We start from the raw sequence: 26,942 nt of genomic DNA, 5'->3' as shown, positions 1-26,942 counted from the left end.
GCCCATGGTCGGAGGCGGGGCTCGGCGGCACTGCGCCCACAGTGGCCCTGCCGGCCCGCCTCGCACGGGCGATGGACGCGGCGTTCAGCCTGGAGGCCGACGGAGGCGGCTTCCGGGTGGCGTACACCGCGATCGCGGCGTCAGGCGACGACCGGGCCGACCCCGCGCCCGCAGCCGCCGGGGCGACGGATACGGGCGCGAAACAGGCAGCCACCGTCTGAGCCTCCCTGTCGGCTACAGGTGCGTCGGCTCGAACATCTTCAGCAGCGCGGGAAGCACCACCACCGACGGCCCCGGATCCGCCAGGGCCTTGCCCAGGTCGGCGGCCAGGGATTCCGGTGTCGTGCGGAGCGCGGGTACGCCGAAGGACTCGGCCAGGGCCACGAAGTCCGGGCGCGAGAGTTCCGTCGCCGTGGCCTCGCCGAAGGCGCCCGTCATGTACTCGCGCAGGATGCCGTAGCCGCCGTCGTCGACGATCAGCCAGGTGACGGGCAGGTCGTACTGCCGGGCGGTGGCGAGCTCGGCGATCGAGTACATCGCGCCGCCGTCCCCGGAGACCGCGAGGACGGGCTTCGTGGGGTCGGCGACAGCGGCGCCGAGCGCGGCCGGGAAGGCGTAGCCGAGGCCGCCCGCGCCCTGGGCCGAATGCATCGTGTTGGGGTGGCGGGCGTCGAAGGCGGACCAGGCCCAGTAGGCGAGGATCGTCATGTCCCAGAAGCTGGGCGCGGTGTCGGGCAGCGCCTCGCGGACGGACGCGAGCACCTGCTGTTCCAGGGCGAGGTCCTGGGCGGCGATCCGGTCGTGGACGGCGTGCAGCAGCGTCCGGACGCGCTCGGCGGCGGTGGCGTCCGGGCGGGCCTCCACCGTGTCCAGGAGGTCGGAGAGGGCCTCGCGGGCGTCGGAGTGGATGCCGAGCGCGGGGTGGTTGGACTCCAGCTTCCCGGCGTCGGCCTCGATCTGGACGAGCCGGCCGCGCGGGGCGAACGTGTGGTAGTTCGAGGAGAGTTCGCCGAGCCCGGAGCCGACGACCAGCAGCACGTCCGCGTCCTCCAGGAAGTCCGTGGTGTGCCGGTCCTCCAGCCAGGAGCGGAGCGAGAGCGGGTGGTCCCAGGGGAAGGCGCCCTTCCCGCCGAAGGTGGTGACGACGGGGGCGTTGATCTTCTCGGCGAGGGCCCGCAGCTTGCCGGTCGCGTCGGACCGTACGACGCCGCCGCCCGCGATGATCGCGGGCCGTCGGGCGTGCGACAGCAGGTGGGCCGCGACGAGCGTGAGCTCCGGGCGCGGGTACACCTCGCGCGGGGTGGCGTCGAGGGCGCTGACGACCGGCAGGACCGTCTCGGCGAGCAGCACGTCCTGCGGGATCTCCACCCAGACAGGACCGTGCGGGGCGGTGAGCGCGGACTCCCAGGCGGCGGCGATCGCGGACGGGATCTGCGAGGGCGTGCGCACGGTGTGCACGGACTTCACGACGTCGCGGAACGAGGCCTGCTGGTCGCGGAGTTCGTGCAGGTAGCCGTGGCGCCGGCCGCCGAGTCCGGCGGTCGGGATCTGGCTGGAGACGGCGAGTACGGGCGCGGACGCCGCAGCCGCCTCCTGGAGCGCGGCCAGCGAGGTCAGTGCGCCGGGTCCGGTGGAGAGGAGCAGCGGGGCGACCTCGCCGGTGATGCGGCCGTAGGCGTCGGCGGCGAAGCCCGCGTTGTTCTCGACGCGCAGGCCGACGTAGGTGAGACAGGAGCGGCGCAGCGCGTCGAACATGCCGAGCGCGTGCTGGCCCGGCAGTCCGAAGACGGTCGTGGCGCCGAGGCCCTGGAGGGTCTCGATCACGAGGTCGCCGCCGTTGCGTCCGGGCGGGGGGTTCAGGGCCGCCCCGGCCTGTGCGGGGGTGAGCTGCGGCCGGTCGTCGTGGTCGTGGCTCACTTGCCCCGCGCTCCCTTCGCCGCCGCGATCTGGCGGGCCATGATCGTCGTCAGCTCGTACGCCGTGTGGGAGGCGGCGACGGAGGTGATCTCCGCGTGATCGTACGCGGGGGCCACCTCGACCAGGTCGGCGGAGACCAGGTGGCAGGAGGAGAGGCCGCGCAGGATCTCCAGGAGCTCGCGCGAGGTGAGGCCGCCGGCCTCGGGGGTGCCGGTGCCGGGGGCGTGTGCCGGATCCAGGACGTCGATGTCGATGGAGATGTAGAGCGGCCGGTCGCCGATGCGCTGTCGCAGCTGGTCGGCGATCTCGTCGACGCCGCGGCGCATGACGTCGGCGGAGGTGACGATGCCGAAGCCCATCCTGGCGTCGTCGGTGAGGTCCTGCTTGCCGTACAGCGGGCCGCGCGTGCCGACGTGGGAGAGCGCCTCGGTGTCGAGGATGCCCTCCTCGACGGCCCGGCGGAACGGGGTGCCGTGGGTGTACTCGGCGCCGAAGTAGGTGTCCCAGGTGTCCAGGTGGGCGTCGAAGTGGAGCAGGGCGACGGGGCCGTGCTTCTTGGCGACGGACCGCAGCAGGGGCAGCGCGATGGTGTGGTCGCCGCCGAGCGTCATCAGTCGGGCGCCGGTGGAGAGCAGGTCGTCGGCGGCGGCCTCGACCGCGTCGACGGCCTCGTTGATGTCGAACGGGTTCGCGGTGATGTCCCCGGCGTCGGCCACCTGGGCGAGGGCGAAGGGGGAGGCGTCCTGTGCCGGGTTGTAGGGGCGCAGGAGGCGGGAGGCCTCGCGGATGGCGTTGCCGCCGAAGCGGGCGCCGGGGCGGTAGGAGACGCCGCTGTCGAAGGGCACGCCGACGACGGCGACGTCGGCGGAGCCGACCTCGTCGAGCCGGGGCAGCCGGGCGAACGTCGCGGGGCCGGCGTACCGCGGGACGCGGGAGGAGTCGACGGGGCCGCGCGGCGATTCGTTGCTGCTCATGGGGCGGAGTGCCTTTCCTTCGGTTTTCGTACGGTATCCAGTGTGCGGGGGTGCGGCGGGGTGCGGGGCCCGCCGCGACGGGTCCGGCCAGGAGGGGTCAGGTGGTGGCCGGCTCCGGGACGGCCGCGGGCTCGGTCTCCGGGCCCCGCCCCGCCAGCCGTTCGCGCCAGGCGGCGAGCACCGCGGTGTCCGTCGGCCTCGTCGCCTGCGAGACGATCACGTACACCGCGAGCGAGGGTCGACAGCCATGGGCTTCCTCCGTCTCGTCCCGTCGCACAGGTCGTGCGTGGTGAAGACGGTAGGTGGCCGGAAGCCGACGCTGAAGTGTACGTTTCATCCATTCTCGACCCACCGAACGGATGGAACCTCCATGCCGGACTCCCCCGCCGGACACCGGCCCCCCACGGCTCCGCCGACGCCTCCGATCCCGCTGGCCGAGCTGCTGGCCCGGAAGGAGCTGGGGCTGCGCAGGATCGCCGGACCGGACCGGGCGGAGCTGCTGTGGGTGCACACCTCCGAGATGGCCGACCCGTATCCGTATCTGCTCGGCGGTGAGCTGCTGCTGAGCGCCGGGGTGCTGCTCACGGACGCGGACACGTATGTGGCACGGCTGGTGGAGGCGGGCGCGGCGGCGCTCGGTTTCGGGGTGGCCCCGGTGCACGACACGGTGCCCGCGGAGCTGGTGGAGGCGTGCGACCGGCACGGGCTGCCGCTGTTGGAAGTGCCCCCCGAGACCCCTTTCACGGCGATCGCGCGCGCGGTGTGGCGGCTGATGGCGGAGGCCCGCCACCGCGAGCTGCGCCGGGTGACCCGCGCCCAGCAGGCCCTCGCGGCCGCGGCCGCCCGCCCCGACCCGGTGCCCGCGGTGCTGCACCAGCTGGCCGTACAGCTGGAGGGCCGGGCGGTGCTGCTCACGGCGCGGGGCGAGGAGCTGCACGCGGCGGGCGAGTCCCCTCCGGACGAACGGGCCGCCCTGACCCAGCTGTCCCGGGTGGTCTCCCCCGGCCGCCGGACCGCCTCCCCCGCTTCCGCGGCCTCCTCCGCCCCTCCCCCCTCTCCCGCCTCCCCCACCTCCGCGACCGACACCCGGGACGGCACGCAGTTGGCCGCCTACGCACTCGGCGGCGGTCAGGGGCTGACCCTGGCCCTGGCGACCCGCCGCCGTGACCCCGGCGACCACACCGTCGCCGGGATCGCCGCCGTCCTGCTCGCCCTGCTGACCGCCCCGCACCAGGGCGCGGACGCGGCGGCCCGCTCGGCGGCGCTCGTACGGATGCTGCTGGGGGCCTCCCCGCAGGAGGTGGCCCCGCTCCTGGCCGACGACGGGGCTCCCTGGACGGTGGTCCATGCCCGCCGTACGGACGGCAGGGCCCCGGACCCGCTCACCGCCGGAGCCCTCGGCGCCTCGCTGGGCTCCCCCCTGGTCGACGCGGGCCGCGAAACCGTACGGGTCCTGCTCGCCGGCCCCCGTGAGGCGACGGCGCAGCAGGGCTGGGCCCTCGGCGCCTCCGCCCCGTGCCCCGTCACGGCCCTGCCGGCAGCCGACACGGAGGCGGCCCGCGCCCTGGGCCGCGCGGAGGCGACCCGCGCCCCGCTGGCCACGCACCGCGCGGGCACCGGCGGCCTGGCCGCGCTGATCCCCGCCGACCTGGCCGACGCCCACGCCCGCACCCTGCTGGCCCCGCTCACCGAACCCCTGGCCGAGACCCTGCGCTGCTGGCTGAGCCTGCACGGCAGCTGGGACCGGACGGCGGTCGCCCTGAAGATCCACCGCAACACGGTCCGCCAGCGCGTCGCCCGGTGCGCGGCGCTGCTGGACGCGGACCTGGACGACATGGACGTACGCACGGAGTTGTGGGTCGCGCTGCGCTGACGACGGCCCGGCCCGCGCGTGACGGGGTCTCAGGTGTCCGGGACGGCACGCCCCTGAGGTGTACTGCCCCGAACCGATGCCTTATGTTGCAGAGGCAAAGCAACGGGGGTGGAAGCGGAATGGCACGGGATTACGACAGCCAACTGCTGGAATCGGTGGGAGTGCGCCGTCGGCGGATGCGGGACGCGCTCCTGTTCGGCGCGCAGCGGGCCCGGCGTACGGCGGACGAACGGCTCGGTAAGGCATTCGCGGGGATCGCCGTCGCGGCCGTCCTGTGCGCGGGGTGTGTGGGGTGGTCCTTTCTCCAGCACACGCTGGAGAAACAGCAGGCGGAGCAGGACAAGCAGCAGCGTCAGGCCCAGGAGTACGGGCAGCCCGCAACGAAACCGACGAAACAGCCCTGACCGAGGCGGATTCCGCATTCGGGCCGGAAATGGGCGTCTGGTTTTCCGTGCCTGTGGCGAGCCCTCTCCCGGAATGACTCAAGGCCGACCGTACGGCTATGCGCAGTTGGCCCGAAATCTCCTGACATCGCGATGATAGGTTGCCGTAAGTGGCGAGCACAGCAATGACATCCCGGACGGAACTGAGCCGGGTGACCCTGGTCGGCGAGCGGCGTCGGGCCGACATAGTCCTGCCCTCCGATACGCCGATCGGGCAATTGCTCCCGGACATTCTCCAGTTGCTGGACGATCGGGTCGCATCGCGCCCGTTGACCCGGCAGTTGCTGACGTCCGACGGTTCGGCACTGCCGCACGACAGCACTCTGGCATCGGCCGGGATATCCGACGGCGCCGTGCTCCGGCTCGTCAGGTCCCACTCCGCGCCGCCCGCCCCCGTGGTGCACGACGTCACGGACCAGGTGGCCGACGACCTCGACCTGCGGGCCTGGCGCTGGCGTCCTGTCGCGCGGCGGGCCAGTGCGGGCGTGGCCACCATGGTCTTCGCGGTGGTCGCCGCGGTGCTCGCCCGCCGGGAGTTCTCGCTCGGCGCTCTCGCGGGCACCCTCGCCCTGGTCACGTTCGTCCTCCTGGCGTCCGGTGCGCTCGCCGCCAGGGCCAAGCAGGGCAACCGTGGGCTCGCGACCGCACTGCTGTCCGTCTCCGGCGGCCTCGGTGTGCTCACCGCGTGGACGGCGGCCGACGCGTACGACTGGGCGGGGACCGTGCGTCTGGCCGCCGTCGCGGGCGCGCTGGCGCTGACCCTGGTGCTGCTCGGACACTTCTCGCCGCTCGGCCGCGGCGGACTGATCGGCGCCGCGGCGACCGCCTCGGTCACCGTGGTCTGGGAGTGTGTCGCCGCCGTCCAGCAGGACCCGGCCCGGCTCGGAGCCGCCATGGCGGTCTTCTCGGTGGTGCTGCTCGGTCTGCTGCCGAGGATCGCCCTGATGGCGTCCGGACTCACCGCGCTCGACGACCGCCGCTCCGGAGGCGTCTCCGTCAGCCGTCACGAGGTGGGCAACGCCCTCGCGGCCACGCACCGGGGACTGGCCCTCGCGACCCTGGTCGTGGCGGTCTCGGCGGTTGCGGCGGGCTGGCTGCTCGCCTCGGCCGGGCGGCCGACCGTGTGGACGGTGGCGCTGGCCTCCGTCGTCGCCGTGGTGCTCCTGTCGAGGGCCCGCGCGTTCCCGCTGGTGGTGGAGGTGGTGGCGCTCGTGGCCGCCGCCGGGGTCCTCCTGGTACGCCTGATGATGCTGTGGATGCAGCATGCCGGGGGCGCGGGGGCGATCGCCGTGCTCGGTGCGGCAGCGCTGCTGCCGCTGCTGGTGCTGGCGGTGGAGCCGCCGGAGCACGTGCGGGTCCGGCTGCGCCGCACGGCGGATCTGGTCGAATCCATCGGCATGGTGGCGCTCTTCCCGCTCGCCGTGGGTGTGTTCGGCGTGTTCGGCCAGCTGCTCGACAAGTTCTGAGTGCCGGACGGCTGTTCAACAAGTTATGGGTCGACGCGCGGGCGCTCCGCCGGGGCGCCGCGGTGGAGGGGAAAGGCAGACATGCCGAACACGGACGACTGGCAGGGCGATGTGCTGCGCGACCTGAGGGGCGCTGCCGCACCCGCCGGGCGGGGTGGCACCGGACCGGCGCAGGTCACCGGTGCCCCCGCTTCGGGGCCCGGCCCGGTACCGCCCGGGGCCCCGCTGCCGGACGCCGCCCGTGCGGTTCCCGCGCCCGCAGCTCAGCAGGGCCGGGAGCAGACACCCGCCGCCTCGCACACCCCCGGCAGCAGGCCCCCGCGTACCGCCCCCGACTCCCGGCCCGTGGTGGACGACGGCCTGGCCGGAGCGGTGCGCAAGCCCCGTCACGGCGAGCCCTTCGCGTCCCGGGCCGTGCGCGGTTTGCGACGAATCGTTTCCTCGTCGGCGGCGCGCGAGGTCGCCGAGCTCACCCGCACCGCAGAGCGCCTTCAGCAGCCCGTGACGACCGGCCGGCAGATCGCCGTCACGTCGATCAGGGGCGGCGCCGGCAAGTCGACCGTCGCCGCGCTGCTCGGCACCACGTACGCGCACTACAGGCAGGACCCGGTCCTGCTCGTCGAGGCGGATCCGGCACTCGGATCGCTGCCCCTGCGGCTCGGCGTCCAGTCGCTGCGCTGGACCACCGGTGACATGGCGGACATCGTCGAACCCCAGATGTCCCTGCTCGATGTCACCGGCTATCTCGTCCAGCTCCCCGGCAACGCCTGGCTGCTGCCCGGCAGTCAGGGCCGGATCGGCGCGATGCTGGACACCAGGGCGTACGAGCAGGTGATGGTCTCCCTGCGCCGCTACTTCGGCGTGACGGTCGTCGACTGCGAGACCCTGCCCGCCGAGGTCGCCCGGGTCGCGCTCTCCGCGTCCCAGGCCCGTGTACTGACCGCGCCGGCCACGCTGGAAGGCGTCACGAGCACCCACAACGTCCTGGAGTGGATCCAGGCGCTGCCGCGCCACGTGATCGAGGGCACGGTCGTCGTGCTCACCCAACAGGCGCCCCGCGGGGGGATCGATCTCGACAAGGCCGCGCAGAAGCTCGCGTCCACCGGGGCGAGCGTCCAGGTCCTCCCGTTCGACCGCCACCTGGCCGCCGGCGGAGCCATCCGTACGGAACTGCTCGCGCACGCGACGCGTCAGGCCGTCACCCGGCTCGCCGCGGACGTCCTCCAGCTGTCGCAGAAGCGTCGCTGACCCCATGCCGAGCCCGACCGTGAGTGACGGACGCCCATGAGCACCCGACTGATACACCGCCCGGCCCGGACCACCCGGCCGCCGGCCGCCACACCGGCACGCACCATCGAGGCCCCGCCCAACCTCCCCGAGGGGAAGGCGGGCAACATCGCGATGTCGCTGCTTCCCGTCGCCGGGGTCATGTCGTCCGTCGTGATGATGACCGTCGTACGCAACAGCCAGTTCGCCGCGCTGGGCGCGATCATCCTGGTCGTGACCGTCATCGGCTCCGTCGCGCTCCTCTTCTCCCAGCGCGGCAAGGCCCAGCGCACCCGCCGCACCCAGCGGGAGGCCTACCTCGCCTACGTCGAGGACCTGCGCGAGGAACTCTCCGCGGAGGAGCGCGCGCGCCGGGAGCGTGCCGACGTACTCAATCCGCCGCCGCACGCCCTGTACGACATCGTGCGCGACCCCGCGCGCCTGTGGGAACGCCGCCGTGTCGACACGGACTTCCTGCGTGTGCGGGTCGGCACCGGTGAGATGCCCGTCCGCGACCTGAGCATCGCCGACCAGGGCTCCTCCGTCCTCACCCCGCCGGACCTCTTCATGCTCAACGAGGCGTCGGCGCTGATGAGACGCTTCCGTACGGGGACCGAGCTGCCCCTCACCGTGCCGTTGGACCGGGTGGGGAACATCAGCGTGATCGGCCCGCGCGAGGACTGTCTGCGGGTGGCCCGCGCCCTGCTCGTCCAGACCGCCGCGACGCACGCCCCCGACGACGTGGCCATGGCACTCGCCGTGCCGGGTGACCGGATCGCCGACTGGGAGTGGGCGAAGTGGCTGCCCCACCTCCTGGACGTCGAGCAGCTCGACGGCCCGGTCGCCGCCCGGCGCATCGCCCCGTCGGCCCCCCAGCTCGCCCGGCAGCTCGGCCCCGACCTGCGCCGCCGCGCCTCCTACGCGGCCGAGGTGCGCCGGGGCCTGGCCGGGCGCGACGCCCTGGCCATGAACTCCCGGCTCCTCGTCGTCACCGACGGGCACGGCGAGGACGCCGTCGACCTGCCGCGCCCCGACGACGCGGTAGGCCTGCGTGACATGGGCGTCACCGTCCTGCACCTGCTCGAACAGCGCGTCCAGGAGCCGGGACACGTCGGTATCCGCGTCACCGTCGAGGGCGCCCAGGTGATCGTCGAGGATCTGCGCGAGCCCGAACCCGTCAGCGCCCACGGCACCGTCGACGAGGTCGGCGGCCCCTTCGCCGAGGGCCTGGCCCGGATGCTGGCGCCGCTGAGGCTGTCCGCCGAGTCGCTGGTGGACGCCCCGCTGTCGGGCCCCGTCGACTTCGCCGGCCTGCTCGGGATCGACGACGTGGCACACCTGGACCTGTCGCGGTTGTGGGCCCCGCGCGGCGAACGCGCCTTCCTGCGCGTGCCCATCGGCATCAGCGACACGCACGAACCGGTGCTGCTCGACCTGAAGGAGTCCTCGGAGCTCGGCATGGGCCCGCACGGCCTGTGTGTCGGCGCCACCGGTTCGGGAAAGTCCGAGCTGCTGCGTTCCCTCGTCCTCGCCCTGGTGACCACGCACCCGCCCGAGGACCTCGCGCTGGTACTCGTCGACTACAAGGGCGGTGCGACCTTCGCCCCGTTCGCGAAGCTGCCCCACGTCGCCGGGGTCATCACCAACCTGGAGAACCAGGCGGGCCTCGTCGAGCGCGTCCACGCCTCCCTCGCCGGTGAGGTGAAGCGCCGCCAGCAGGCGCTCAAGGACGCGGGCGACATCGCCGACATCGGCGACTACGCCGCGCTGCGCGCCGACAGGCGGCCCGACCTCGACCCGCTTCCGCACCTGTTCGTCGTCATCGACGAGTTCGGTGAACTCCTCACCGCCAAGCCCGACTTCATCGACCTGTTCCTGTCCATCGGCCGTATCGGCCGCTCCATCGGGGTGCACCTGCTGCTGTCCAGCCAACGCATCGAGGGCGGCAGGCTCAAGGGCCTGGACACCTATCTCTCGTACCGGCTCGGTCTGCGTACCTTCTCCGCCGACGAGTCGCGCACGGTCCTGGACACCACGGACGCGTTCCACCTGCCGCCGCTGCCGGGCTTCGGCTACCTCAAGGTCGACACCAGTCATTACGAGCGTTTCAAGGCCAGCTACGTCTCCGGCGGCTACCGGGGCCCCGTGCAGCGCGCGGACGAGACGGAGAGCGGTCCCCTCGCCCTGGAGTACGAGGCCTTCAACACCCTTGCCGGGCCGGACGAGTCGGGCCCGAGGGAACCGGCGTCCCGCCGCCGCGAGACCGGGCCGACCGAGCTGGGCGTCGTGGTCGCGCAGCTGGAGGGCGCTGCCGGGCCCGTACGGAGCATCTGGCTGCCGCCGCTGCCCACCGCCCTCACCCTGGACGGCGCCGCCGGTCCGCTGGAAGCCGGCCCGCGCGGGATGCAGCTCGCCAAGCGACGGGGCCCGCTCCAGGTGCCGCTCGGTCTGCTCGACGACCCGACGAAGCAGTGGCAGGGCCAGTGGTTCCTGGACCTCACCGTGGCGGGCGGCCACGCCGCCTTCATCGGCGGCCCGCAGTCCGGCAAGACGACCCTCCTGCGCACGCTGGTCCTGTCCCTCGCGCTCACCCACACCCCGCGGGAGGTCGGCGTCTACGGCCTCGACCTGGTCGGCGGCGGGCTCCAGGCCCTGTCCGGCCTGCCCCACGTCGGCGGCATCGCCGGCCGGGCCGACCGCGAGCGCGCGGGCCGCACGGTCGAGGAGGTGCGGAACATGCTCGCCACCCGCGAGGACCTCTTCCGCGAGTACGCCATCGACTCCGTCGAGCAGCTGCGCACCCTGCACGCGGCAGGCGGGCTGCCTCAGCTCGCGTCGGCCGAGATCGTGCTCGTCGTCGACGGGTTCGGCGCGCTGCGCGACGACTTCGACGACCTCGACGACGCGGTCACCGACATCCTCAAGCGCGGCGGCGGCTACGGGATCCACGTCGTCGCGGGCATGCTCCGCTGGAACGACGTACGCATAGCCACCCAGTCGACCTTCGGCACCCGCCTCGAACTGCGGCTGAACGACCCGAGCGAGTCCAGCATCGACCGCAGGCTCTCCGAGACCCTGTCCCCCGACGAGCCCGGCCGCGTCCTCACCGACGGCAAGCTCTTCGCCCAGGCGGCCCTGCCCCGTACGGACGGACTCGCCGGCACCACCGACCTGGGAGCGGTCCTGGAGCGCACGGCCCGCACGGTCCGCGCCACCTGGAGCGGAGAGGTCGCCCAGCCGGTCCGGGTCCTGCCGCACGTCCTGGAACCCCACCTGCTGCCGGGTCCCGCCGCCGAACCCCGGCGGGTGCCGATCGGCGTCGACCAGACGGCGCTGGAACCCGTCCTCCTGGACCTGTTCGAGCACGACCAGCACCTGCTGGTCATGGGTGACAGCGAGTGCGGGAAGACGAATCTGCTCAGGACCGTCGCCGCCGGCCTCATCGACCGTTACGGCGAGGACGAGTTGGTCTTCGCGGTCATGGACCCGCGGCGCAGCCTGCGCGGCGCGATCCCCGAGGAGTTCCGGGGCGGCTACGCGTACAACGCCAAGCTCTGCTCCGGCCTCGCCGCGGGAATCGCCACCGAGCTGGAGAAGCGGCTCCCCGACGACAGCACGGGCGCCGAGGACCTGGAGCCCGGCAACTGGGGCAGCGGACCCCGGATCGTGGTCCTCATCGACGACTACGACGTGCTGACGACGGCCGGACAGTCGCCGCTGTCGCCGTTCCTGCCGTACATCCCGTCCGCGGTGGACATCGGCCTCCACTTCGTCCTGACGCGCCGGGTCGCGGGCGCGTCGCGCGGGATGTACGAGCCGCTGGTGCAGGGTCTGCGCGAATCGGGGGCCTCGGCGGTCCTCATGGCGGGCGACCGCAGCGAGGGCCAGCTGTTCCCGGGCGTGTACGCCACCCAGCAGCCCGCGGGACGCGGTGTGCTGATCCGCAGGGGCTACGCGAACCGCCTGATACAGACCGTGTACACGCCCGGATAGCACCCGGCACCCACGCAACGAAGGACCGGACGCACCCCATGACCAAGGACGTCATCGCCCTCACCACCCGCATGCCCGACCCGTGGACCGTACTGGTCGGACTGCTCTCCGGAGGTCCCGACAAACTGGTGGGCACCCACGGCGAAGGCGCCGTCGTGCAGCTCTGCGACCCCGAGGGCCGTCCCCTGGTATCCGTCGAGGCACCACTGCTCGTCCAGGTGACCGGCGAGGCGGAACGACTGCTCGGAGCCACGGCGCCGCCGGTCCCCTTCTGGTGGACGGAGGCCCGTGCCACCACCGGTGTCGCGGAGGCCGAACAGCTCGCGGGTACGTTCGCCGCCCGGCTCGCCCACCTGGCCGGTGGCTCCGCCTGGCCACCGGAGGCCGCCCGTTCGCTGGCCGTGGTGCCCTCCGACGGTGTGAGCGTCGCGCCCACCCCGGCCGCCGCGGTCCCCGCCGTCGACGTGCTCACCGAGAAGGTCGCCGTCGTCATCCAGGACCGTCCGGTCGTCGCCCTGACGGCCTGGCTCGCGGATGCCTACCGGGCCGCCACGGAGGCCGGGCTCGGGCTCCAGGTCGTCGCACCACCCGGGACGACGCTCTCCCCCGCCGTACGTCACCTCCTGGGAACGTGGCCCTCCCGCTGGATCGTCCAGGACGAACGGGACGGCTACTACGACGGGCTGTCCGGAGCCGTGCTGCGCTGGCAGGACGGCATCTTCGCACCGGTCGAGGACCCCGGCGCCACCACCGGCGAACCGCGCAGCCTGGTCGCCGCGTCCTACGGGGAGGTGTCGGACACCGGCGAGCGGCAGCTGGCGGTGACGTTCCGCTCGGTCCACCCCGCCGACGACCGCCTGGTGCTCGGCGGCGGCCTGGAGTCGGTGTGGCGTGAGCTCACCGGTGCGCCCCCGGCGGGCTGGGGGACGGCGGAACCCGCCAACCTCCCCTGGTCACCGCAGCGCCTCACGGACCTCGCCCACGAGCGGGCCCCACGGCCCACCTGGGCCGTGGTCGTCGGCAGCCCCGACCGGCCCGGGCTCGCCACCGTGCGCGTCACCCGTACGACGGCGGGGGTGGAGGAGGAGGTGACGCTGGCGTTCGGCTACGGACCGGACGAGGAGATCCCGCTGGACGCGCTGCCCCGGGCCGCCGAGGTGCTCGCCACCCGCCACCGGTTCCAGTCGATGCTCGTACAACTCCGCAAAGCCCGGCGTGACCTCGCGGTGCCGCCACGCTTCGAAGGACCCGGTGTCCCGCTGGCCTTCGTGCTGGGCGCGGACGAGGTCCGGGCGATACCCGGCGACCGCGCCCGGCGTACTCCTCTGCCGGAAAAGCCTGTTCAGCTCGGGTCCCGGGCACGTCCCGCGTGGTACTACCCCCTGCCGGGTGATCCGTCGGACCTGTCGCGATGGCAGGACTTCGAGCGGCTGATGCGGCATCTGAAGGGCGCGTGACGGGGGCTGCCGGAGTGTCCTGGGATGGTCACAGTGACCTGATTGCTGATTGCATCAGCGATGTCCGGGTTGATAGACATGGTTGTTCGTACGGTTGTTCAGTCTGGCGGGGGGAACCTGATGAAGTTCGATATGGGGGCATCGGTTCTGTCGAACCTGATGTCGCGTTCCACGGAGTCGAGCACGGACCTGGGCACGCTGATCAATCAGCTGATCCAGGCCGCGCAGCCGCTGGAGGGCAAGTTCAACGGTGCCGGCAAGGTGGCCTTCGACTCGTTCAAGTCACGTTCGGACGAGATCACCGCGGCGCTGAACGGATCGCTGTCCGCGCTGCTGGGTGGTCAGTCGGGGATGGACGCGGCGTTCGGCGAGGGTGACCAGGAGCAGGGCGAGAACGCGAAGTCGCAGATGGCGTCGGCGAACTTCGACGCGGCCCGCTTCTCCGGTCGCGGCTGACCGTCCCGCGTTCCCGCTTTCCCTCTTCCACGCCAGGCCTTCCACGACAGGTCTGATCTCATTCCACGGGGAGTAATCGACTATGGCCACGGACAGTGACCGCCGTTCGTACGACACGGGCGCTTCCACGGAGGCGCAGGGCAACATCCAGGCGGTCATCGCCCGCCTGGAGCAGGTGATCCAGGCGCGGGACGCCCAGGTGAAGGCGGCGATGGCCGACTTCGCCGCGGACGGGGTCGCGGACGAGTACCACGGCAAGGAGCTGCGCTGGAACAGCACCTCGACCGAGGTCAGGAACATCATCCAGCTGCTGCGGACGACGCTGGAGAAGAACGACGGCACGGCGCAGCAGACGCTCGCGCGCGCGAAGGCAGCGGTCGACAACATCGGCTGATCCGCTGCGCGTCCGGGCCGGAGGAACGGGAGGAACGTTCCTCCTGAGGTCGGGGCAGTGACGTAGGTGCAAGCAGTACATCGGTACGCGGGGTGGGGGCGTTCATGACGGCGTGGGACATCAAGCCGCAGGGGGTGCAGGGCCAGTTGAAGGTCACCGGCACGCACGCGGGTGACCTGGAGAAGGCTCTGACGGCCCTGGTCACGACGATGTCGGAGGCGGCGACGGCCGCGGGGACGGCCGTGCCGGGCACGGACGCCTCGACGCCGGTGCAGGGTCCGGTGCCGGTGGGGGCGGCCCCGTTGGCGGGGAAGGCCACGCTGGGGCCGGTGGCCTCGGCGCTGAGCCAGTACCTGGCCCAGCGCGAGAGCTTCCTGAAGTCGACGGCGGAACGCATCCAGGCCGCGGTGCTGGGCGCGGCGAAGGCCACCAACGAGTACGTGGCGGGCGACCTGGACGCGGCGAAGCACGCGCAGGACGCGGCCAAGGCCGTACGGCTGGACCTGCTGCAGGACGCTCCCGGGGGGCGCGGGTGAGCGACGACCAGCCGATCCGCCTGGAGGGCATCCCGGTCTTCACCGGCAACCTGGCGACCCTGGACGTGAAGGTCAGCGAGCTGACCTCGGCCGCGGAAACCGTCGCGACGACCACCGGTGACATCCACAGCAGCTTCGGCGGCCTCCAGGCCTTCTACCAGGCACCCGAGGCGGACCAGCTGTTCGCGACGACGAAGCCGGTCGCGGACAACGGGCAGAGGCTGAAGTCCGACCTCACGGCCATCGCCGGTGCGCTGAGCACGTACTCGGACGAGGTCAACCCGCTGGTCGAGAAGCTCAGGCAGATCAAGCGGGACGCCGGCGCCTTCCTCGTGAAGGTCGACGCCGACGACAAGTGGCGCGAGGACGGCGACCTCGTCGAGGAGAACAACAACCGCCGCGACGAGATCGCCGAGACCCTCTCCGCGTTCCAGGACGCGGAGATCACCTGCTACAACAAGATCACCGCGCTGGTCTGTCTCCTGCCCCTGAAGAAGAGCGACGGCTCCGACAGCTCGCACCAGTACGGCTACGACGCCGAATCCCTGAAGCAGGCCCAAGGCCTCCCCTGGGGCGACCCGCTCGTCGAGTCCACCCCGGGCTGGCAGGTGTGGGAACACGCCTGGGACTTCACCAAGGGCTTCTTCGTCGACGGGGTCTGGGGCACGATCAAGGGCCTGGGCACCCTGGTGGGCTACGACGGCTTCGAGGCGGCCGGCCAGGCGTGGAAAGGCCTGGCCCAGCTCGGCACCGGCCTGCTGGTCACCGTGGTGGCGGGACCGGCCTACTGGACGGCGAAGGACGACGAACTCCCCTCCTGGCTGCGTGACTCCCGTACGGCGATGAAGGAGACGGGCAAGGCCCTGGTGGCCTGGGACCAGTGGGGCGAGAACCCCTCCCGGGCAGCGGGCGCGGTCACCTTCAACGTCGTCACCACCGTCTTCACGGGCGGCACCGGCGGCGCGGTCGCGGGCGGCGGCAAGGCGGCCCTCGCCGCGAAGGCCCTGTCGGCGGCGGGCAAGGTGAGCCGGTTCGTCGACCCGATGACGTACGTCTTCAAGGGCGCGGGCTTCGGCATGTCGAAGATCGGCGACGCGATGACCGGCCTCAAGGGCCTGGGCACCGTCGAGATACCACCCCTGCCCGACAACGTCTTCACCCTCCCCGAAGGCGCCGTACGCCTGACCGACGGCACGGTCGACCTCCCGGCGGGCGCGACCCTCCCGGAGGGAGCGGTCCGGCTCGCCGACGGCACGGTCAGACTCCCGGAGGGAGTGATCGCCCTCCCGGAGGGCACGGTCAAGAACCCCTTCGACGAGGGCGCCGCCTACGCGGACCGCGAGGGCAACCTCTACGACGAGAGCGGCGTCCTCGTCCAGCGGGCCGAGGACGCCCACAGGGAAGCCGGCAGGACCGACGCCGGCACGAACACCCCGGACCACGCCCGCGTGGAGGCCCCGGTCCGGCAGCCGGTGCTGGTCGGCGCGGGGGCACGGGCCGGGGGCAACGCAGGTGACGGCATACGCCTCGGCGACGACCTGGGCGGCGTCGGCCGGGCAGAGGACAATCTTCCGGAGCGTGGTGCCGCCGATCGCACCCCGGGGGGCGCGGCGAACCACATGCCGAGCAACAACCTGGACAGCAACCCACCTGCGGGCCGCCTTGGCGACGGCACACCAGGAGGCAGCGGCAACCCCGTACCTCATGCGGGCGGTGGCGACGGCACCTCGGCCGGGGCTCCGGACAGCGCTGGCAGCGGCAGAGGTCACTCGGACACGCCGTCCACGGGAGGTACGGCTCACGGCGCCCCTGGCGGCTCGACGACGGGCAACGGGGGGCACAGCGCCCAGGCCGCAGCCCACCGCGCGGAGTACGAGGCTGCCCGCGAGAAGCCAGCTGGCAGACGGACACCTGAAGAACGAGCGGTCATCACCCGCGAACACGTCCGGCTGGCAAACGAGGACCCGGCCTGGCGAGCGCAGCACTACGACAAGTGGGGAATCGGCAAACGCAACAACGCCGAGAGCCTGGTCGACGGCCAGCTCCTGCCTAAGCTCATCGAGAAGCCGGACGGCAGTTGGATGAGCTCCAACGAGTTGCCGTACGCAAGCTCGGAGGACTTCCATCTCGAAGACCTCGTGAGGGACCGTGCCACAGTCGATCCCCAGGGGCTTAACCACCTCGACGAGGTCTCGGCCAGGCGCATCGCAGGCATGGAGCTGAACAATGCCCAGAAGGCATTCGACACTACCCCGACCGGTGAGACTGCTCGGGTACTCGCCGATGCGCAGCAGTACTTCGACGAGACTGTCGGGCCGGGCGTCTCGAACAACAGCAAGCTGGGCGAGGCCCTTGGCGAAGAAGCTGCCCGCAAGCACATGCTCCTGCTGAAGGAGTTCGACGGCGCCCGGGAAATAACCGACCTCCCCGAGACGCCCAACGGGTCGAGAAGGTTTGACCAGCTTTGGCGTGACAAGGATGGAAACCTGATCATCGTCGAGGCGAAGGGCCCTCAGGGAACCTTGGACTGGCGTCAAGGCAACGGCGAACTGGACAGCCGCACCTTGGTGAAACAGGGGACCCTCGAGTACGTCCGCACGGTTGTCGCTGACATGGAAGCCCGCGGCCCCTTCTCGCCGGAGGACGCGAAGTACGCAGAGGAGATCGACACAGCCATCACGAACAAGACCTTGCGCTACGTCCTTGTGCAGGCCACTGAGAACGCCGGTAAGTATGCTGGAGCTGAGCTCAAGCATTTCAAGATCTTCAAGGAGTAACGCGTTGGTTTTCCATATTGCCCGCCTCCCCCTCCCCACGGAGAAGGCGGAAGCAGGCGTTGCCGTGCTCCAAGGAAGTGCACAGAAGCTCATCGAGGGACTTGAGTCCGACTCCACGAATCTGGGCCGGGCCCAGCGCACCACGCTCACCCTGGCCCAGTCCCACTGCCTGCTGGACCCGCGCGCGGCGATCTATCCCACGTGGGATGCCTGGGTGACCGCGATGCAGGTCAGCTCTGCCGTGTTCGCCGCAGCGACCACGCCCGACGAGCATGTGCAGTGCCGCATCGCGCACAAGGACCGCACGCTCCAGGCCACCGGCCCCCAGTGGTACGTGACCCCCGGAGCCTGGACCACCGCCTTCTACCTGGCAGTGATATGCCGCGAGAAGGACAGGATCACCGCCCTGTGCCAGGTGCCGCTCTCCCTTCTCAGGGAGAACGGCGAAAGGTTCGACGAGTACCACTACGCCTGGATCAAAACCCTCCAGACCTACTGGCTCGGCGGCCCCGACCTCGTCCAGAACCTGGTAGCAGCCGTCGACGGCACCGACCCCCAAGCCGCCTCCGATCCAGAGTCGGCGGGCAAGCTGATGTACCCCCCGATGGAGATGTTCCACCGTTTCGTCCGCAAGGACCACGCCGGCTTCACCCAGGCACTCACCACCGCCCTCCAATGGCACAAGGAGTACTGGAGCGAGGAAAGCCGCATGTACCAGGCCTCCGGCCTCGTCGCCCTCGCACCCCTCGCCATGGCTTGCATCGCCCACGACGCAGGCATCCCCATCGAAGTGGAGTCCGAGTACCTGCCCGCCGTCCTCATCGGACGCAACTGGTGCGGCGAGTTCCCCACATAGGGAAACAGACCCCAACTAGGCAGCCACCAGGTGCACCTGTACACCCTCCTCCCTCGTTACGGCTCAGCCGCTCCGAAGCCGAGCCGTGGCCGGTTCAGACGCACGATCAGCGCAGAGCGGAATCGGCAGTCCGGCGGAAGCCTATGGCGCGCGTTCGCGCTGCGCTCTGGTCCTGACCACGACCAGCAGACATACCCTTCAGCCGTGATTACCGGCCATGCGGTGGAGCACCGCTCAGCCTCTCCTGCCTGACTCAGCGTCCAGGCTCTCCGCGATCCGGTGCACTTCGCGCACCGCTTCGATCATGCCTACGACCAACATGAGTTGTGCGGAGGTGTCTGGCGGCCGTCAAGCATGTGGGTTGCGCTAAGGAGCGCTCGTGACCGTAACCGTGCCCCGCCATGGTGCCCCTGGGCCAGACGACGAGGCCTACGCGCGGAGGGTGACACCGAGGACGATCGAGGAGATCGAGTCCCTGGAAGAGGCGCCACACATGATCGACGCGTTGTGGAACTCTGTGCGGACATGCGTTCAGGCACGTTCAACGGTCGACCCCAGAGGCTCAGCCATCGACACCTGGGAAGCGGTGGTCAACACGATGCAGGTTGGGTCAGCAGTCTTCCGTGCAGCGAGGACCACCGAAGGCTCGGTGGAATGCCGCATCCATCACGAGATGCGAAGACTGCCCGCTACGGGACCCAGGAATTTTGCCAGTGCACCGGAATGGATCGATGCCTTCTGGTACGCGATCAGAAGCGGATGACCGAACTGTGCGAGGTGCCTCAGGATGTATTTCGAGCATCCGGTGCAGAGCACGACGAGTACCTCTACCACTGGGCAGCCGCACTGCAAGCATACTGGTTGCGGCAGCAGCCCAGAATGGTTGAGGAGCTCACAGCAGCCTTCCGCAGTTCTCACCCAGACTATGCCGCCCTGGTTGAAGCACTAGAGCCCCACAAAGCGTACTGGACAGCCGATGATGACCGCGAGAATGACATCGAGGGTTTGTGGGCCATCGGCCCACTAGCCATCGCCTGCCTCGCCTACGATGGCGGCTTCCCAAGCGGGGTTGAATCGGATTACCTGCCCGTCCAACTACTGAATCGCAGCTGGCTGGGCGAGTTCCCAACCTGAAAGCCGACTTCCAATAGTGGGGGCTAAAGACGGTCTCGGCCAATTCGCTCAGCCCCGCAACTCCCCGCCCCAGCCGCGCGGTTTCAGGGAGGACGTGGTCCCAGCCCTCCAGTAGGTCGGTGAACTCACCGAAGTCTCCGACCGCTTCCCCGATCGGAGACGTGCTCGGTGAAGTCCGTCCGCAACACATCGAGCCGCGGCTCAACCCACCTCCGGCGTGGCAAGGCGGCGCACGCTGCCCGGCGAGAGTGGGATTCTCACCTCTATGAGCGCTGATCGCGCTCCCCCTCCGAAGCCGGCTTCATGCCGCCGACCAATGATTGGTTCGATGACTATGCTGATGCGCGCGCCGAGAGAGTGCGGCTCGTGGTTCTGGGACCTGGACGGCGTGTTGGAGCCTGGCCTGGGATCCGCGCTCAGAACCGCAGGACGCATGAGCGCGATTCTCCAGAAGTACGCTTTGCTAGGGCCGGACACGCTCGAGTGGAGCTGGTTCCAACTGGGAAAAGGCGGACTAGGCATCCACAGCCGCCTGAACCTTGTCAGGCGTTCGCTCGACGATCCAACATTGCCCGGAGACCTCCGCGCCTGTCGGCCGAACGGTCATCCGCAGGCAGAGATGGGCGAGATTCTTGTACTCGGATCCGGCACGTGGTTCGACGCGAGCGGAACTGGCCACGACGAGCACCGTCTGGTCGAACTTGTCGTGTCACCCGACGAGATCGGCCCTTCGGCCGAACTATCCGTGTACCACGACGTATGGGGTCACTGTGATTTCCGGGGCCGGCCCCATCCGGCCATCCATGCCGCCAACGCCCCACGCCTCTCATCCGCCCTGCAGGAGCTCGTTCAACTGCTCGGAGTCCAGGCGGAGCCTGGCGAGCCGACGTACTACGGTCACGCAGAGGGATACGGGATCGAGGCTCCCGACATCATCGACGGACGTGGACCGGACCTCACCGATGCGGTATTCGGCTGAATGCCCAGCAGGACGCCGTAAATAATGGAGATGTTCCACCGTTTCGTCCGCAAGGACCACGCCGGCTTCACCCAGGCACTCACCACCGCCCTCCAATGGCACAAGGAGTACTGGAGCGAGGAAAGCCGCATGTACCAGGCCTCCGGCCTTGTCGCCCTCGCACCCCTCGCCATGGCTTGCATCGCCCACGACGCAGGCATCCCCATCGAAGTGGAGTCCGAGTACCTGCCCGCCGTCCTCATCGGACGCAACTGGTGCGGCGAGTTCCCCACATAGCGTTCACTCGCCGGCCGACCGACGAACGCGTGAACAGACTTCAGAGCGAGGCTGGTCGGCGGCACGTTGCGCCGAGAGTCGAATATGAGCCCGCACGGTCGGTTCGGCAGATTCACCGACTGCAGCATCGGCACGACACCCCGGTCACGGCACTGGCTCAACGGCAAGCGCCTTGTCGATCCGTCCTGACAACCAGGTTGCATCCCATCTCGCCGATCGTCATAGCTGCCTTGCCACTCTTGTGAGTGAGCGTGGGACCACACGCACCCAGGCCGCAGCTCTCCACGTCGGTCGCCATCCGCAGTCTGCCCGGACAGCACCAGTCGGGGGCCGGGCAGAACTCTCCGCGGAGAGGCGTGCTTCTTCCGAAGACACCGATGTCGGCCGGAATCGTCCGGGCTACTTCGGCGGTCCGCTTGCCCACTCGAGCTGCGCGAGAACCCCATGAGTTCCTGATCAGTACGCACAGTTAGCCCGGAATCTCCCCACGTGGCGATGATAGATTTCCGCACGTGGCGAGCACAGCAATGACATCCCGGACGGGACTGAGCCGGTGACCCTGGCCGGCGAGCGACATCGGGACGACATCGCGCTGCCCTCCCCGTGCGCCGATCAGTCAAATACCGCCGGATATGCCCCAGTTGACCGACATTCGGGTCGCATCGCGCACGTCGTCCGGGCGTTTGCTGACGTCCGACGGTGCCGTACTCACGCTCGTCAGATCCCGTTCCGCGCCTCCCGCTCCCGTCCTGCACGACGTCTCGGACCAGGTGGCCGACAACCTCGACCCGCGGACCTCGCGCCGGACCACCGCGTCCGCGGTGGCTACCTTCCTCACCCTGATCGCCGCGCTGCTCGCCCGCCCGGAGCGGTCGCAGGGCGAGCCTTTCGCGTCCCAGGCCGTGCGCGGATTGCGCCGAATCGTTTCCTCGTGGGCGGCGCGCAAGGTCGCCGGGATCACCCGCGCGGACCCGGCGCTCGGCTCACTGCTGCTACGCCCCGGCACCCGGCCACTGCGCCGTCGGCTCCCCGCAACGTGCGCGGGTGGGCCCAGGCACAGCAGCGCCACGTGATCCTGGGCAGGGTCGTCGTCGTACTCACCGGACAGGCGCCCCGTGCGTGATCGACCTCGGCGAGGCCACGCGGAAGCTCGCGTCCACCGGAGCGATCCGTGCCGAGCCGCTCGCACACGCGACGCGTCAGGCCGTCACCCGGCTCGCCGCGGACGTCTTCCAGCTGCCGCAGACAGCGTCGCTGACCCCATGCCGAGCTTGACCGTGAGTGACGGACGTCCATGAGCACCCGACTGATACACCGCCCGGCCCGGACCACCCGGCCGCCGGCCGCCACACCGGCACGCACCATCGAGGCCCCGCCCAACCTCCCCGAGGGGATGACGGGCACCATCGCGATGTCGCTGCTCCCCGTCGCCGGGGTCATGACATCCGTCGTGATGATGACCGTTCTACGCGACAAACAGTTCGCCGCACTGGGCGCGATCGTCCTCGTCGCAACGGTCATCAGTTCCGTCGCGCTCCTCCTCTCCCCGTACGGCAGGGCCCATCGCACCCGCCGCACCCGGCGGAAGGTCTACCTCGCCTATGTCGAGGACCTGCGTGAGGAGTTCGCTACGGAGGAGCGCGCGCGCCGGGAGCGTGCCGACGTGCTCGATCCGCCGCCGTACGCCCTGTACGACATCGTGCGCGACCCCGCGCGCCTGTGGGAACGCCGCCGGGGTGACGCGGACTTCCTGCGTGTGCGGGTCGGCATCGGGGAGGTGATGGTGTGCGACCTGCGGATCGCCGACGGCAGCTCGTCCGTCCTCACTCCGCCGGACGTCTTCACGCTCAACGAGGCTTCGGCGTTGGTGAAACGCTTCCGTACGGGAATCGACCTGCCTCTCACGGTTCCGTTGGACCGGGTGGGGAACATCAGCGTGATCGGCCCGCGCGAGGACTGTCTGCGGGTGGCCCGCGCCCTGCTCGTCCAGACCGCCGCGACGCACGCCCCCGACGACGTGGCCATGGCACTCGCCGTGCCGGGTGACCGGATCGCCGACTGGGAGTGGGCGAAGTGGCTGCCCCACCTCCTGGACGTCGAGCAGCTCGACGGCCCGGTCGCCGCCCGGCGCATCGCCCCGTCGGCCCCCCAGCTCGCCCGGCAGCTCGGCCCCGACCTGCGCCGCCGCGCCTCCTACGCGGCCGAGGTGCGCCGGGGCGCGGCCGGAACGGCCGGACAGGAGGCCCTGTCCATGGCTCCCCCGCTCCTCGTCTTCATCGACGGGCACGGCGAGGATGCCGTCGATCTGCCCCGTCCCGACACCACGGTCGGCCTGTCCGACATGGGCGTCACCGTCCTGCACCTTGTCGAACAGCGCGTCCAGGAACCGGGACACGTCGGCATCCGGATCACTGTCGAAGGTTCCGAGCTGCTCGTCGAGGACCTGCGCGAAGCCGAACACATCAGCGCCCACGGCACCGTCGACGAGGTCAGCACCCTTTTCGCCAAGAGCCTGGCCCGGATGCTGGCGCCGCTGAGGCTGTCCGCCGAAGCACTGCTGGACGCCCCGCTGTCGGGCCCCGTCGACCTCGCCGGCCTGCTCGGCATCGACGACGTGGCACACCTCGACCTGTCACGGCTGTGGGCCCCACGTGACGGACGCGATTTCCTGCGCGTGCCCATCGGCATCAGCGACACGCACGAACCGGTGCTGCTCGACCTCAAGGATTCCTCGGAACTCGGCATGGGCCCGCACGGCCTGTGTGTCGGTGCCACCGGTTCGGGGAAGGCGGAGTTGCTGCGTAGCCTCGTCCTCGCTCTGGTGACGACGCACCCGCCCGAGGACCTCTCCCTGATCCTCGTCGACCACCAGGGCGGTTCGACCTTCGCGCCGTTCGCGGAGCTTCCCCACGTCGCAGGTACCCTCACCGACCTGGAGAACGAGGCGGGCCTCGTCGAGCGCCTCCACGCCTCGCTCGCCGGTGAGGTGGAGCGCCGCCGGCAGGTCCTCGAAGATGCGGGCGGCGTCGCCGGCATCGGTGAGTACTCCGTACTGCGCTCCGGGGAGCGGCCCGAGCTGGATCCTCTGCCGCACCTGTTCGTCGTCGTCGAGGAGTTCGCCGAACTCCTGTCCGCCAAACCCGACTTCGTCGACCTGTTCCGTATCGTCGGCCGCGTCGGGCACTCCATCGGTGTGCATCTGCTCCTGTCCGGCGAGCGTATCGACGACGGCAGCCTTGAGGGCCTGGACACCTACCTCTCGTACCGGATCGGTCTGCGCACCTTCTCCGCCGACGAGTCACACACGGTCCTGGGCACCACGGACGCGTTCCACCTGCCGCCGCTGCCGGGCTTCGGCTACCTCAAGACCGATACCGGTCACTACGAGCGCTTCAGGGCGGGCCATGTCTCCGGCGACTACCGGGCACCGACGCCGCAGGCCGACGAGGTGGAGAGCCTGCCTCTCGTCCTGGAGTACGAGGCGTTCAACACCCTGCCGGCACCGTACGGCTCTGGCCGAGGGGAACCGGTGTCAACGCACCGGGAGGCCGTGCAGACCGAGCTGGACGTCGTGGTCGAGCAGCTGGAGGACGCAGCCCCGGCGGTAGGCGGCATCTGGCTGCCACCGCTTCCGGTCGCGCTCGCCCTCGACAAGGCCGCCGGTCCGCTGGAAGCCGGCCCGCGCGGAATGCAGCTCGCCGGCCGGCAGGGCCCGCTGCAGGTTCCGCTGGGTCTGCTCGACGACCCGACCGGACAGAGTCAGGGCCCGTGGTATCTGGACCTCGCAGCGGCTGACGGCCACGTCTCCGTCACCGGCGGCCCGCAGTCCGGCAAAACAACCCTCCTGCGCACGCTGGTCCTGTCCCTCGCACTCACCCACACCCCGCGGGAGGTCGGCGTCTACGGCCTCGACCTGGTCGGTGACGGCCTCCAGGTCCTCTCCGGGCTGCCACACGTCGGCGGCATCGCGGGCCGGGCCGACCGCGAGCGCGCGGGCCGCACGGTCGAGATGGTGCGGGGCATGCTCGCCACCCGCGAGGACCTCTTCCGCCAGCACGCCATCGACTCCGTCGAGCAGCTACGCACCCCGCACGCGGCGGGACGGCTGCCCGAGCTGGCGTCCGCCGAGATCGTGCTCGTCATCGACGGCTTCGACACACTGCGCGACGAATTCGACGAGCTGTACGACACGGTCGCCGACCTCCTGGAACGGGGCGGCGGCTACGGAATCCACGTCGTCGCCGGGTTGCTCAGCCGAAACGACGTGCACACGACCGCCCAGGCAGTCGGCACCCGGATCGAGCTGTGCCTGAGCGACCCCGGTGAGTCCGGCATCGATCGCACACTCGCCGGGACGCTGTCACCCCACGAACCAGGCCGTGTCCTGACCGACGGCGGACTCTTCGCCCAGACCGCGCTCCCGCGCACGGACGGACTCGCGGACACGATCGATCTGGAGGCGGTCCTCGACCGCACGGTTCGTACGGTCAGCGCCGCCTGGAGCGGTGAGGTCGCACAGCCCGTCCTGGTGCTGCCTCCCGTCCTGGAGCCGCACCTGCTCCCCGGCCCGGCCGCCGAGCCCCGGCAGGTGCCGATCGGCCTGGACCAGGACGCGCTCGCTCCTGTTCTGCTCGATCTCTTCCACCATGACCAGCACCTGATCGTGCTGGGCGACCGCGGGTGCGGCAAGACGAATCTCCTCAGAACCGTCGCCCGCGGCCTCGTCGACCGCTACGGCGAACACGAGTTGATCTTCGCCGTCATCGACCCGCGGCAGGGTCTGCGCGGCGTGATCCCCGAGGAGTTCGACGGCGGTTACGCCTACAACGCCAAACTGTGCGAGGGGCTCGCCGCCGGAGTCGCCACGGAGCTGGAGAAGCGGCTGCCCGACGAAAGCACCCCTCCCGAGGATCTGGAGCCCGGTAGCTGGGGCACCGGCCCACGGATCGTGGTGCTCGTCGACGACTACGACGTACTGATGGAGGACGGCTATTCGCCGCTCGCCCCCTTCCTGCCGTACATCCACTCGGCCGTGGACATCGGCCTCCACTTCGTCCTGTCGCGCCAGGTGACGGGCGCGTCGTGGGGCATGTACGAGCCGCTGGTCCACGGTCTGCGTGAGTCGGGAGCGACCGCCGTCCTCATGGCCGGGGATCGCAGCGAGGGCCAGCTGTTCCCCGGGGTGTACGCGAGCCGGCAGCCGACGGGCCGAGGAGTACTCATCCGCGAGAACAGGTCCAACCGCCTGATCCAGACGGTCCACACGCCCGGATGACGCTCGGTGGGGCGGGGAACGGCGAAGGACCGGACGACTCCGTGGCGAAGGACGTCATCGCGCCCCACCACCCGTATGCCCGAGCCGTGGGGTGCGCTCGTGAGGTTCGGCGGGCGGAATGTATCCGCTGTGTATGCCCGCCTCCTTGAATCGCCGTGTCACCCGACGCCGTGTCACCCGACGACAAGGGGAGAACCATGCAAAGGAACGTTCGCCGGTCGCTGATCACCATGGCCGCGTTCGCGGCAGTCACGCTCACCGCTCCGGTCGCTGTGGCGGCGCCGGTCGTGGACTCGTCGGAAGCCGCCGTGGCCGCACGGCCCGCCTTCAAGATGCCCTTCGAGTGCAACCAGACATGGCTCGGCAGCAACTGGTCCGGGCACAGTCCCGCGCACTCGATCGACTGGAACCACTACGACGCGAACGGCAACCCTGACGACCTGGGACGCCGGGTGTTCGCCAGCGCCGGTGGCACGGTCCTCGAGTCGTACTACTCGACGGGCGCCGGGTACGGCAACACGATAGTCATCGGTCACGGGGGTGGCTGGCAGACGCGGTACGCCCATCTGAACACGCGTTCGGTGCACGCGGGCGACACGGTGGGGATGGGCCAGAAGATCGGCGAGGTCGGCAACACGTCCGCCCTCTACGACATCACCCCGCATCTGCACTACGAGCAGAAGCTCAACGGAGCCGTCGTCGTCGCGGTCGTCCAGGGTGTCACCTGGAACGACTACCTCAAGCGCAACCAGACCAGCAACAACAGATGCTGACACACCGCCGGGTGCCGGGTGTCGGGGGGGCCCCGGGGGGCCCCCCACCCCCCGCCCCCGGCCCCGCATTTCGCCGGCACGCCCAGGACGGGGCGTT

General features: G+C 70.7%; 22 protein-coding genes and 1 pseudogene. 20 read left to right on the top strand and 3 right to left on the bottom strand.

Annotated features, from left to right (window positions below; all coding sequences use genetic code 11):
- Positions 1-41 precede the first annotated feature (41 nt).
- Positions 42-221, top strand: a complete 180-nt coding sequence (locus ACFWVP_RS16925; RefSeq protein WP_384497334.1) for a hypothetical protein — start codon at positions 42-44, stop codon at positions 219-221.
- Between the two features lie 13 nt (positions 222-234).
- On the opposite strand, the gene ACFWVP_RS16920 is transcribed toward ACFWVP_RS16925, so the two are convergent.
- The 3 genes from ACFWVP_RS16920 to ACFWVP_RS16910 form a co-directional block, all read right to left on the bottom strand.
- Positions 235-1,917, bottom strand: a complete 1,683-nt coding sequence (locus ACFWVP_RS16920; protein WP_384497332.1) for a thiamine pyrophosphate-binding protein — start codon at positions 1,915-1,917, stop codon at positions 235-237.
- Positions 1,914-2,891, bottom strand: coding sequence for an agmatinase (gene speB / locus ACFWVP_RS16915; protein ID WP_384497330.1), 978 nt, complete (start codon positions 2,889-2,891; stop codon positions 1,914-1,916). The genes ACFWVP_RS16920 and speB overlap by 4 nt, the downstream gene beginning before the upstream one ends.
- A gap of 97 nt (positions 2,892-2,988) precedes the next feature.
- Positions 2,989-3,168 (bottom strand): hypothetical protein, encoded by a 180-nt coding sequence (locus tag ACFWVP_RS16910; RefSeq protein WP_384497421.1) that lies wholly within the window; start codon positions 3,166-3,168, stop codon positions 2,989-2,991.
- Positions 3,169-3,261: 93 nt separating this feature from the next.
- Between ACFWVP_RS16910 and ACFWVP_RS16905 the strand changes: the two genes are divergently transcribed.
- The 19 genes and pseudogenes from ACFWVP_RS16905 (at position 3,262) to ACFWVP_RS16815 (ending at position 26,845) form a co-directional block, all read left to right on the top strand.
- Positions 3,262-4,764, top strand: a complete 1,503-nt coding sequence (locus ACFWVP_RS16905) for a PucR family transcriptional regulator ligand-binding domain-containing protein (protein WP_384497328.1) — start codon at positions 3,262-3,264, stop codon at positions 4,762-4,764.
- Between the two features lie 119 nt (positions 4,765-4,883).
- Positions 4,884-5,168, top strand: coding sequence for a hypothetical protein (locus ACFWVP_RS16900; RefSeq protein ID WP_384497326.1), 285 nt, complete (start codon positions 4,884-4,886; stop codon positions 5,166-5,168).
- A gap of 164 nt (positions 5,169-5,332) precedes the next feature.
- On the top strand, positions 5,333-6,673 hold the full coding sequence (gene eccD, locus ACFWVP_RS16895; RefSeq protein WP_384497412.1) for a type VII secretion integral membrane protein EccD: 1,341 nt from the start codon (positions 5,333-5,335) through the stop codon (positions 6,671-6,673).
- Between the two features lie 81 nt (positions 6,674-6,754).
- Positions 6,755-7,921: a CpaE family protein gene (locus ACFWVP_RS16890; RefSeq protein ID WP_384497325.1), complete on the top strand. Its 1,167-nt coding sequence runs from the start codon at positions 6,755-6,757 to the stop codon at positions 7,919-7,921.
- A 36-nt stretch (positions 7,922-7,957) separates the two neighbouring features.
- Entirely contained in the window at positions 7,958-11,932 is a 3,975-nt protein-coding gene (gene eccCa, locus ACFWVP_RS16885; protein ID WP_384497323.1) for a type VII secretion protein EccCa, read from the top strand.
- Positions 11,933-11,970: 38 nt separating this feature from the next.
- Positions 11,971-13,389 (top strand): DUF6177 family protein, encoded by a 1,419-nt coding sequence (locus tag ACFWVP_RS16880; RefSeq protein WP_384497321.1) that lies wholly within the window; start codon positions 11,971-11,973, stop codon positions 13,387-13,389.
- A gap of 120 nt (positions 13,390-13,509) precedes the next feature.
- Positions 13,510-13,845 carry a hypothetical protein gene (locus tag ACFWVP_RS16875; protein WP_056798011.1) on the top strand — a complete coding sequence of 112 codons (336 nt, stop codon included), beginning with the start codon at positions 13,510-13,512 and terminating at the stop codon, positions 13,843-13,845.
- Between the two features lie 82 nt (positions 13,846-13,927).
- The gene (locus ACFWVP_RS16870; protein ID WP_384497319.1) at positions 13,928-14,239 is read left to right on the top strand and encodes a pore-forming ESAT-6 family protein; all 312 of its coding nucleotides are present in this window, start codon (positions 13,928-13,930) and stop codon (positions 14,237-14,239) included.
- 104 nt (positions 14,240-14,343) lie between these two features.
- Positions 14,344-14,775, top strand: a complete 432-nt coding sequence (locus ACFWVP_RS16865) for a DUF6507 family protein (protein WP_384497318.1) — start codon at positions 14,344-14,346, stop codon at positions 14,773-14,775.
- Entirely contained in the window at positions 14,772-17,552 is a 2,781-nt protein-coding gene (locus ACFWVP_RS16860; RefSeq protein WP_384497317.1) for a hypothetical protein, read from the top strand. The genes ACFWVP_RS16865 and ACFWVP_RS16860 overlap by 4 nt, the downstream gene beginning before the upstream one ends.
- Before the next feature lie 64 nt (positions 17,553-17,616).
- Positions 17,617-18,408 carry an immunity 49 family protein gene (locus ACFWVP_RS16855; RefSeq protein ID WP_384497316.1) on the top strand — a complete coding sequence of 264 codons (792 nt, stop codon included), beginning with the start codon at positions 17,617-17,619 and terminating at the stop codon, positions 18,406-18,408.
- A gap of 493 nt (positions 18,409-18,901) precedes the next feature.
- Positions 18,902-19,278, top strand: a pseudogene (locus tag ACFWVP_RS16850) (immunity 49 family protein); the annotation flags it as partial.
- 9 nt (positions 19,279-19,287) lie between these two features.
- Positions 19,288-19,542 carry an immunity 49 family protein gene (locus ACFWVP_RS16845; RefSeq protein WP_384497410.1) on the top strand — a complete coding sequence of 85 codons (255 nt, stop codon included), beginning with the start codon at positions 19,288-19,290 and terminating at the stop codon, positions 19,540-19,542.
- A gap of 334 nt (positions 19,543-19,876) precedes the next feature.
- Positions 19,877-20,521, top strand: coding sequence for a hypothetical protein (locus ACFWVP_RS16840; protein WP_384497408.1), 645 nt, complete (start codon positions 19,877-19,879; stop codon positions 20,519-20,521).
- 24 nt (positions 20,522-20,545) lie between these two features.
- Positions 20,546-20,797, top strand: coding sequence for an immunity 49 family protein (locus tag ACFWVP_RS16835; RefSeq protein ID WP_384497315.1), 252 nt, complete (start codon positions 20,546-20,548; stop codon positions 20,795-20,797).
- A 683-nt stretch (positions 20,798-21,480) separates the two neighbouring features.
- Positions 21,481-21,870, top strand: coding sequence for a hypothetical protein (locus ACFWVP_RS16830; protein WP_384497314.1), 390 nt, complete (start codon positions 21,481-21,483; stop codon positions 21,868-21,870).
- Between the two features lie 46 nt (positions 21,871-21,916).
- Entirely contained in the window at positions 21,917-22,072 is a 156-nt protein-coding gene (locus ACFWVP_RS16825; protein ID WP_384497312.1) for a hypothetical protein, read from the top strand.
- A 19-nt stretch (positions 22,073-22,091) separates the two neighbouring features.
- Positions 22,092-26,072, top strand: a complete 3,981-nt coding sequence (gene eccCa, locus ACFWVP_RS16820; protein ID WP_384497310.1) for a type VII secretion protein EccCa — start codon at positions 22,092-22,094, stop codon at positions 26,070-26,072.
- Positions 26,073-26,269: 197 nt separating this feature from the next.
- Complete coding sequence (locus tag ACFWVP_RS16815; protein WP_384497308.1) at positions 26,270-26,845, top strand: M23 family metallopeptidase; 576 nt, start codon at positions 26,270-26,272, stop codon at positions 26,843-26,845.
- The last annotated feature ends 97 nt before the right edge of the window (positions 26,846-26,942 follow it).

The organism is Streptomyces sp. NPDC058637 (genome assembly GCF_042717325.1).
Lineage (GTDB): Bacteria > Actinomycetota > Actinomycetes > Streptomycetales > Streptomycetaceae > Streptomyces.
This window is presented reverse-complemented; position numbering and strand designations above follow the sequence as displayed.

Coding starts and splice junctions, on each gene's coding strand:
- eccCa (WP_384497323.1), top strand. CDS start 7,958: ATGAGCACCCGACTGATACACCGCCCGGCCCGGACCACCCGGCCGCCG.
- eccCa (WP_384497310.1), top strand. CDS start 22,092: ATGAGCACCCGACTGATACACCGCCCGGCCCGGACCACCCGGCCGCCG.
- speB (WP_384497330.1), bottom strand. CDS start 2,891: ATGAGCAGCAACGAATCGCCGCGCGGCCCCGTCGACTCCTCCCGCGTC.
- ACFWVP_RS16845 (WP_384497410.1), top strand. CDS start 19,288: ATGGTTGAGGAGCTCACAGCAGCCTTCCGCAGTTCTCACCCAGACTAT.
- ACFWVP_RS16835 (WP_384497315.1), top strand. CDS start 20,546: ATGGAGATGTTCCACCGTTTCGTCCGCAAGGACCACGCCGGCTTCACC.
- ACFWVP_RS16880 (WP_384497321.1), top strand. CDS start 11,971: ATGACCAAGGACGTCATCGCCCTCACCACCCGCATGCCCGACCCGTGG.
- ACFWVP_RS16865 (WP_384497318.1), top strand. CDS start 14,344: ATGACGGCGTGGGACATCAAGCCGCAGGGGGTGCAGGGCCAGTTGAAG.
- ACFWVP_RS16840 (WP_384497408.1), top strand. CDS start 19,877: ATGCTGATGCGCGCGCCGAGAGAGTGCGGCTCGTGGTTCTGGGACCTG.
- ACFWVP_RS16890 (WP_384497325.1), top strand. CDS start 6,755: ATGCCGAACACGGACGACTGGCAGGGCGATGTGCTGCGCGACCTGAGG.
- ACFWVP_RS16870 (WP_384497319.1), top strand. CDS start 13,928: ATGGCCACGGACAGTGACCGCCGTTCGTACGACACGGGCGCTTCCACG.
- ACFWVP_RS16900 (WP_384497326.1), top strand. CDS start 4,884: ATGGCACGGGATTACGACAGCCAACTGCTGGAATCGGTGGGAGTGCGC.
- ACFWVP_RS16875 (WP_056798011.1), top strand. CDS start 13,510: ATGAAGTTCGATATGGGGGCATCGGTTCTGTCGAACCTGATGTCGCGT.
- ACFWVP_RS16815 (WP_384497308.1), top strand. CDS start 26,270: ATGCAAAGGAACGTTCGCCGGTCGCTGATCACCATGGCCGCGTTCGCG.
- ACFWVP_RS16905 (WP_384497328.1), top strand. CDS start 3,262: ATGCCGGACTCCCCCGCCGGACACCGGCCCCCCACGGCTCCGCCGACG.
- eccD (WP_384497412.1), top strand. CDS start 5,333: ATGACATCCCGGACGGAACTGAGCCGGGTGACCCTGGTCGGCGAGCGG.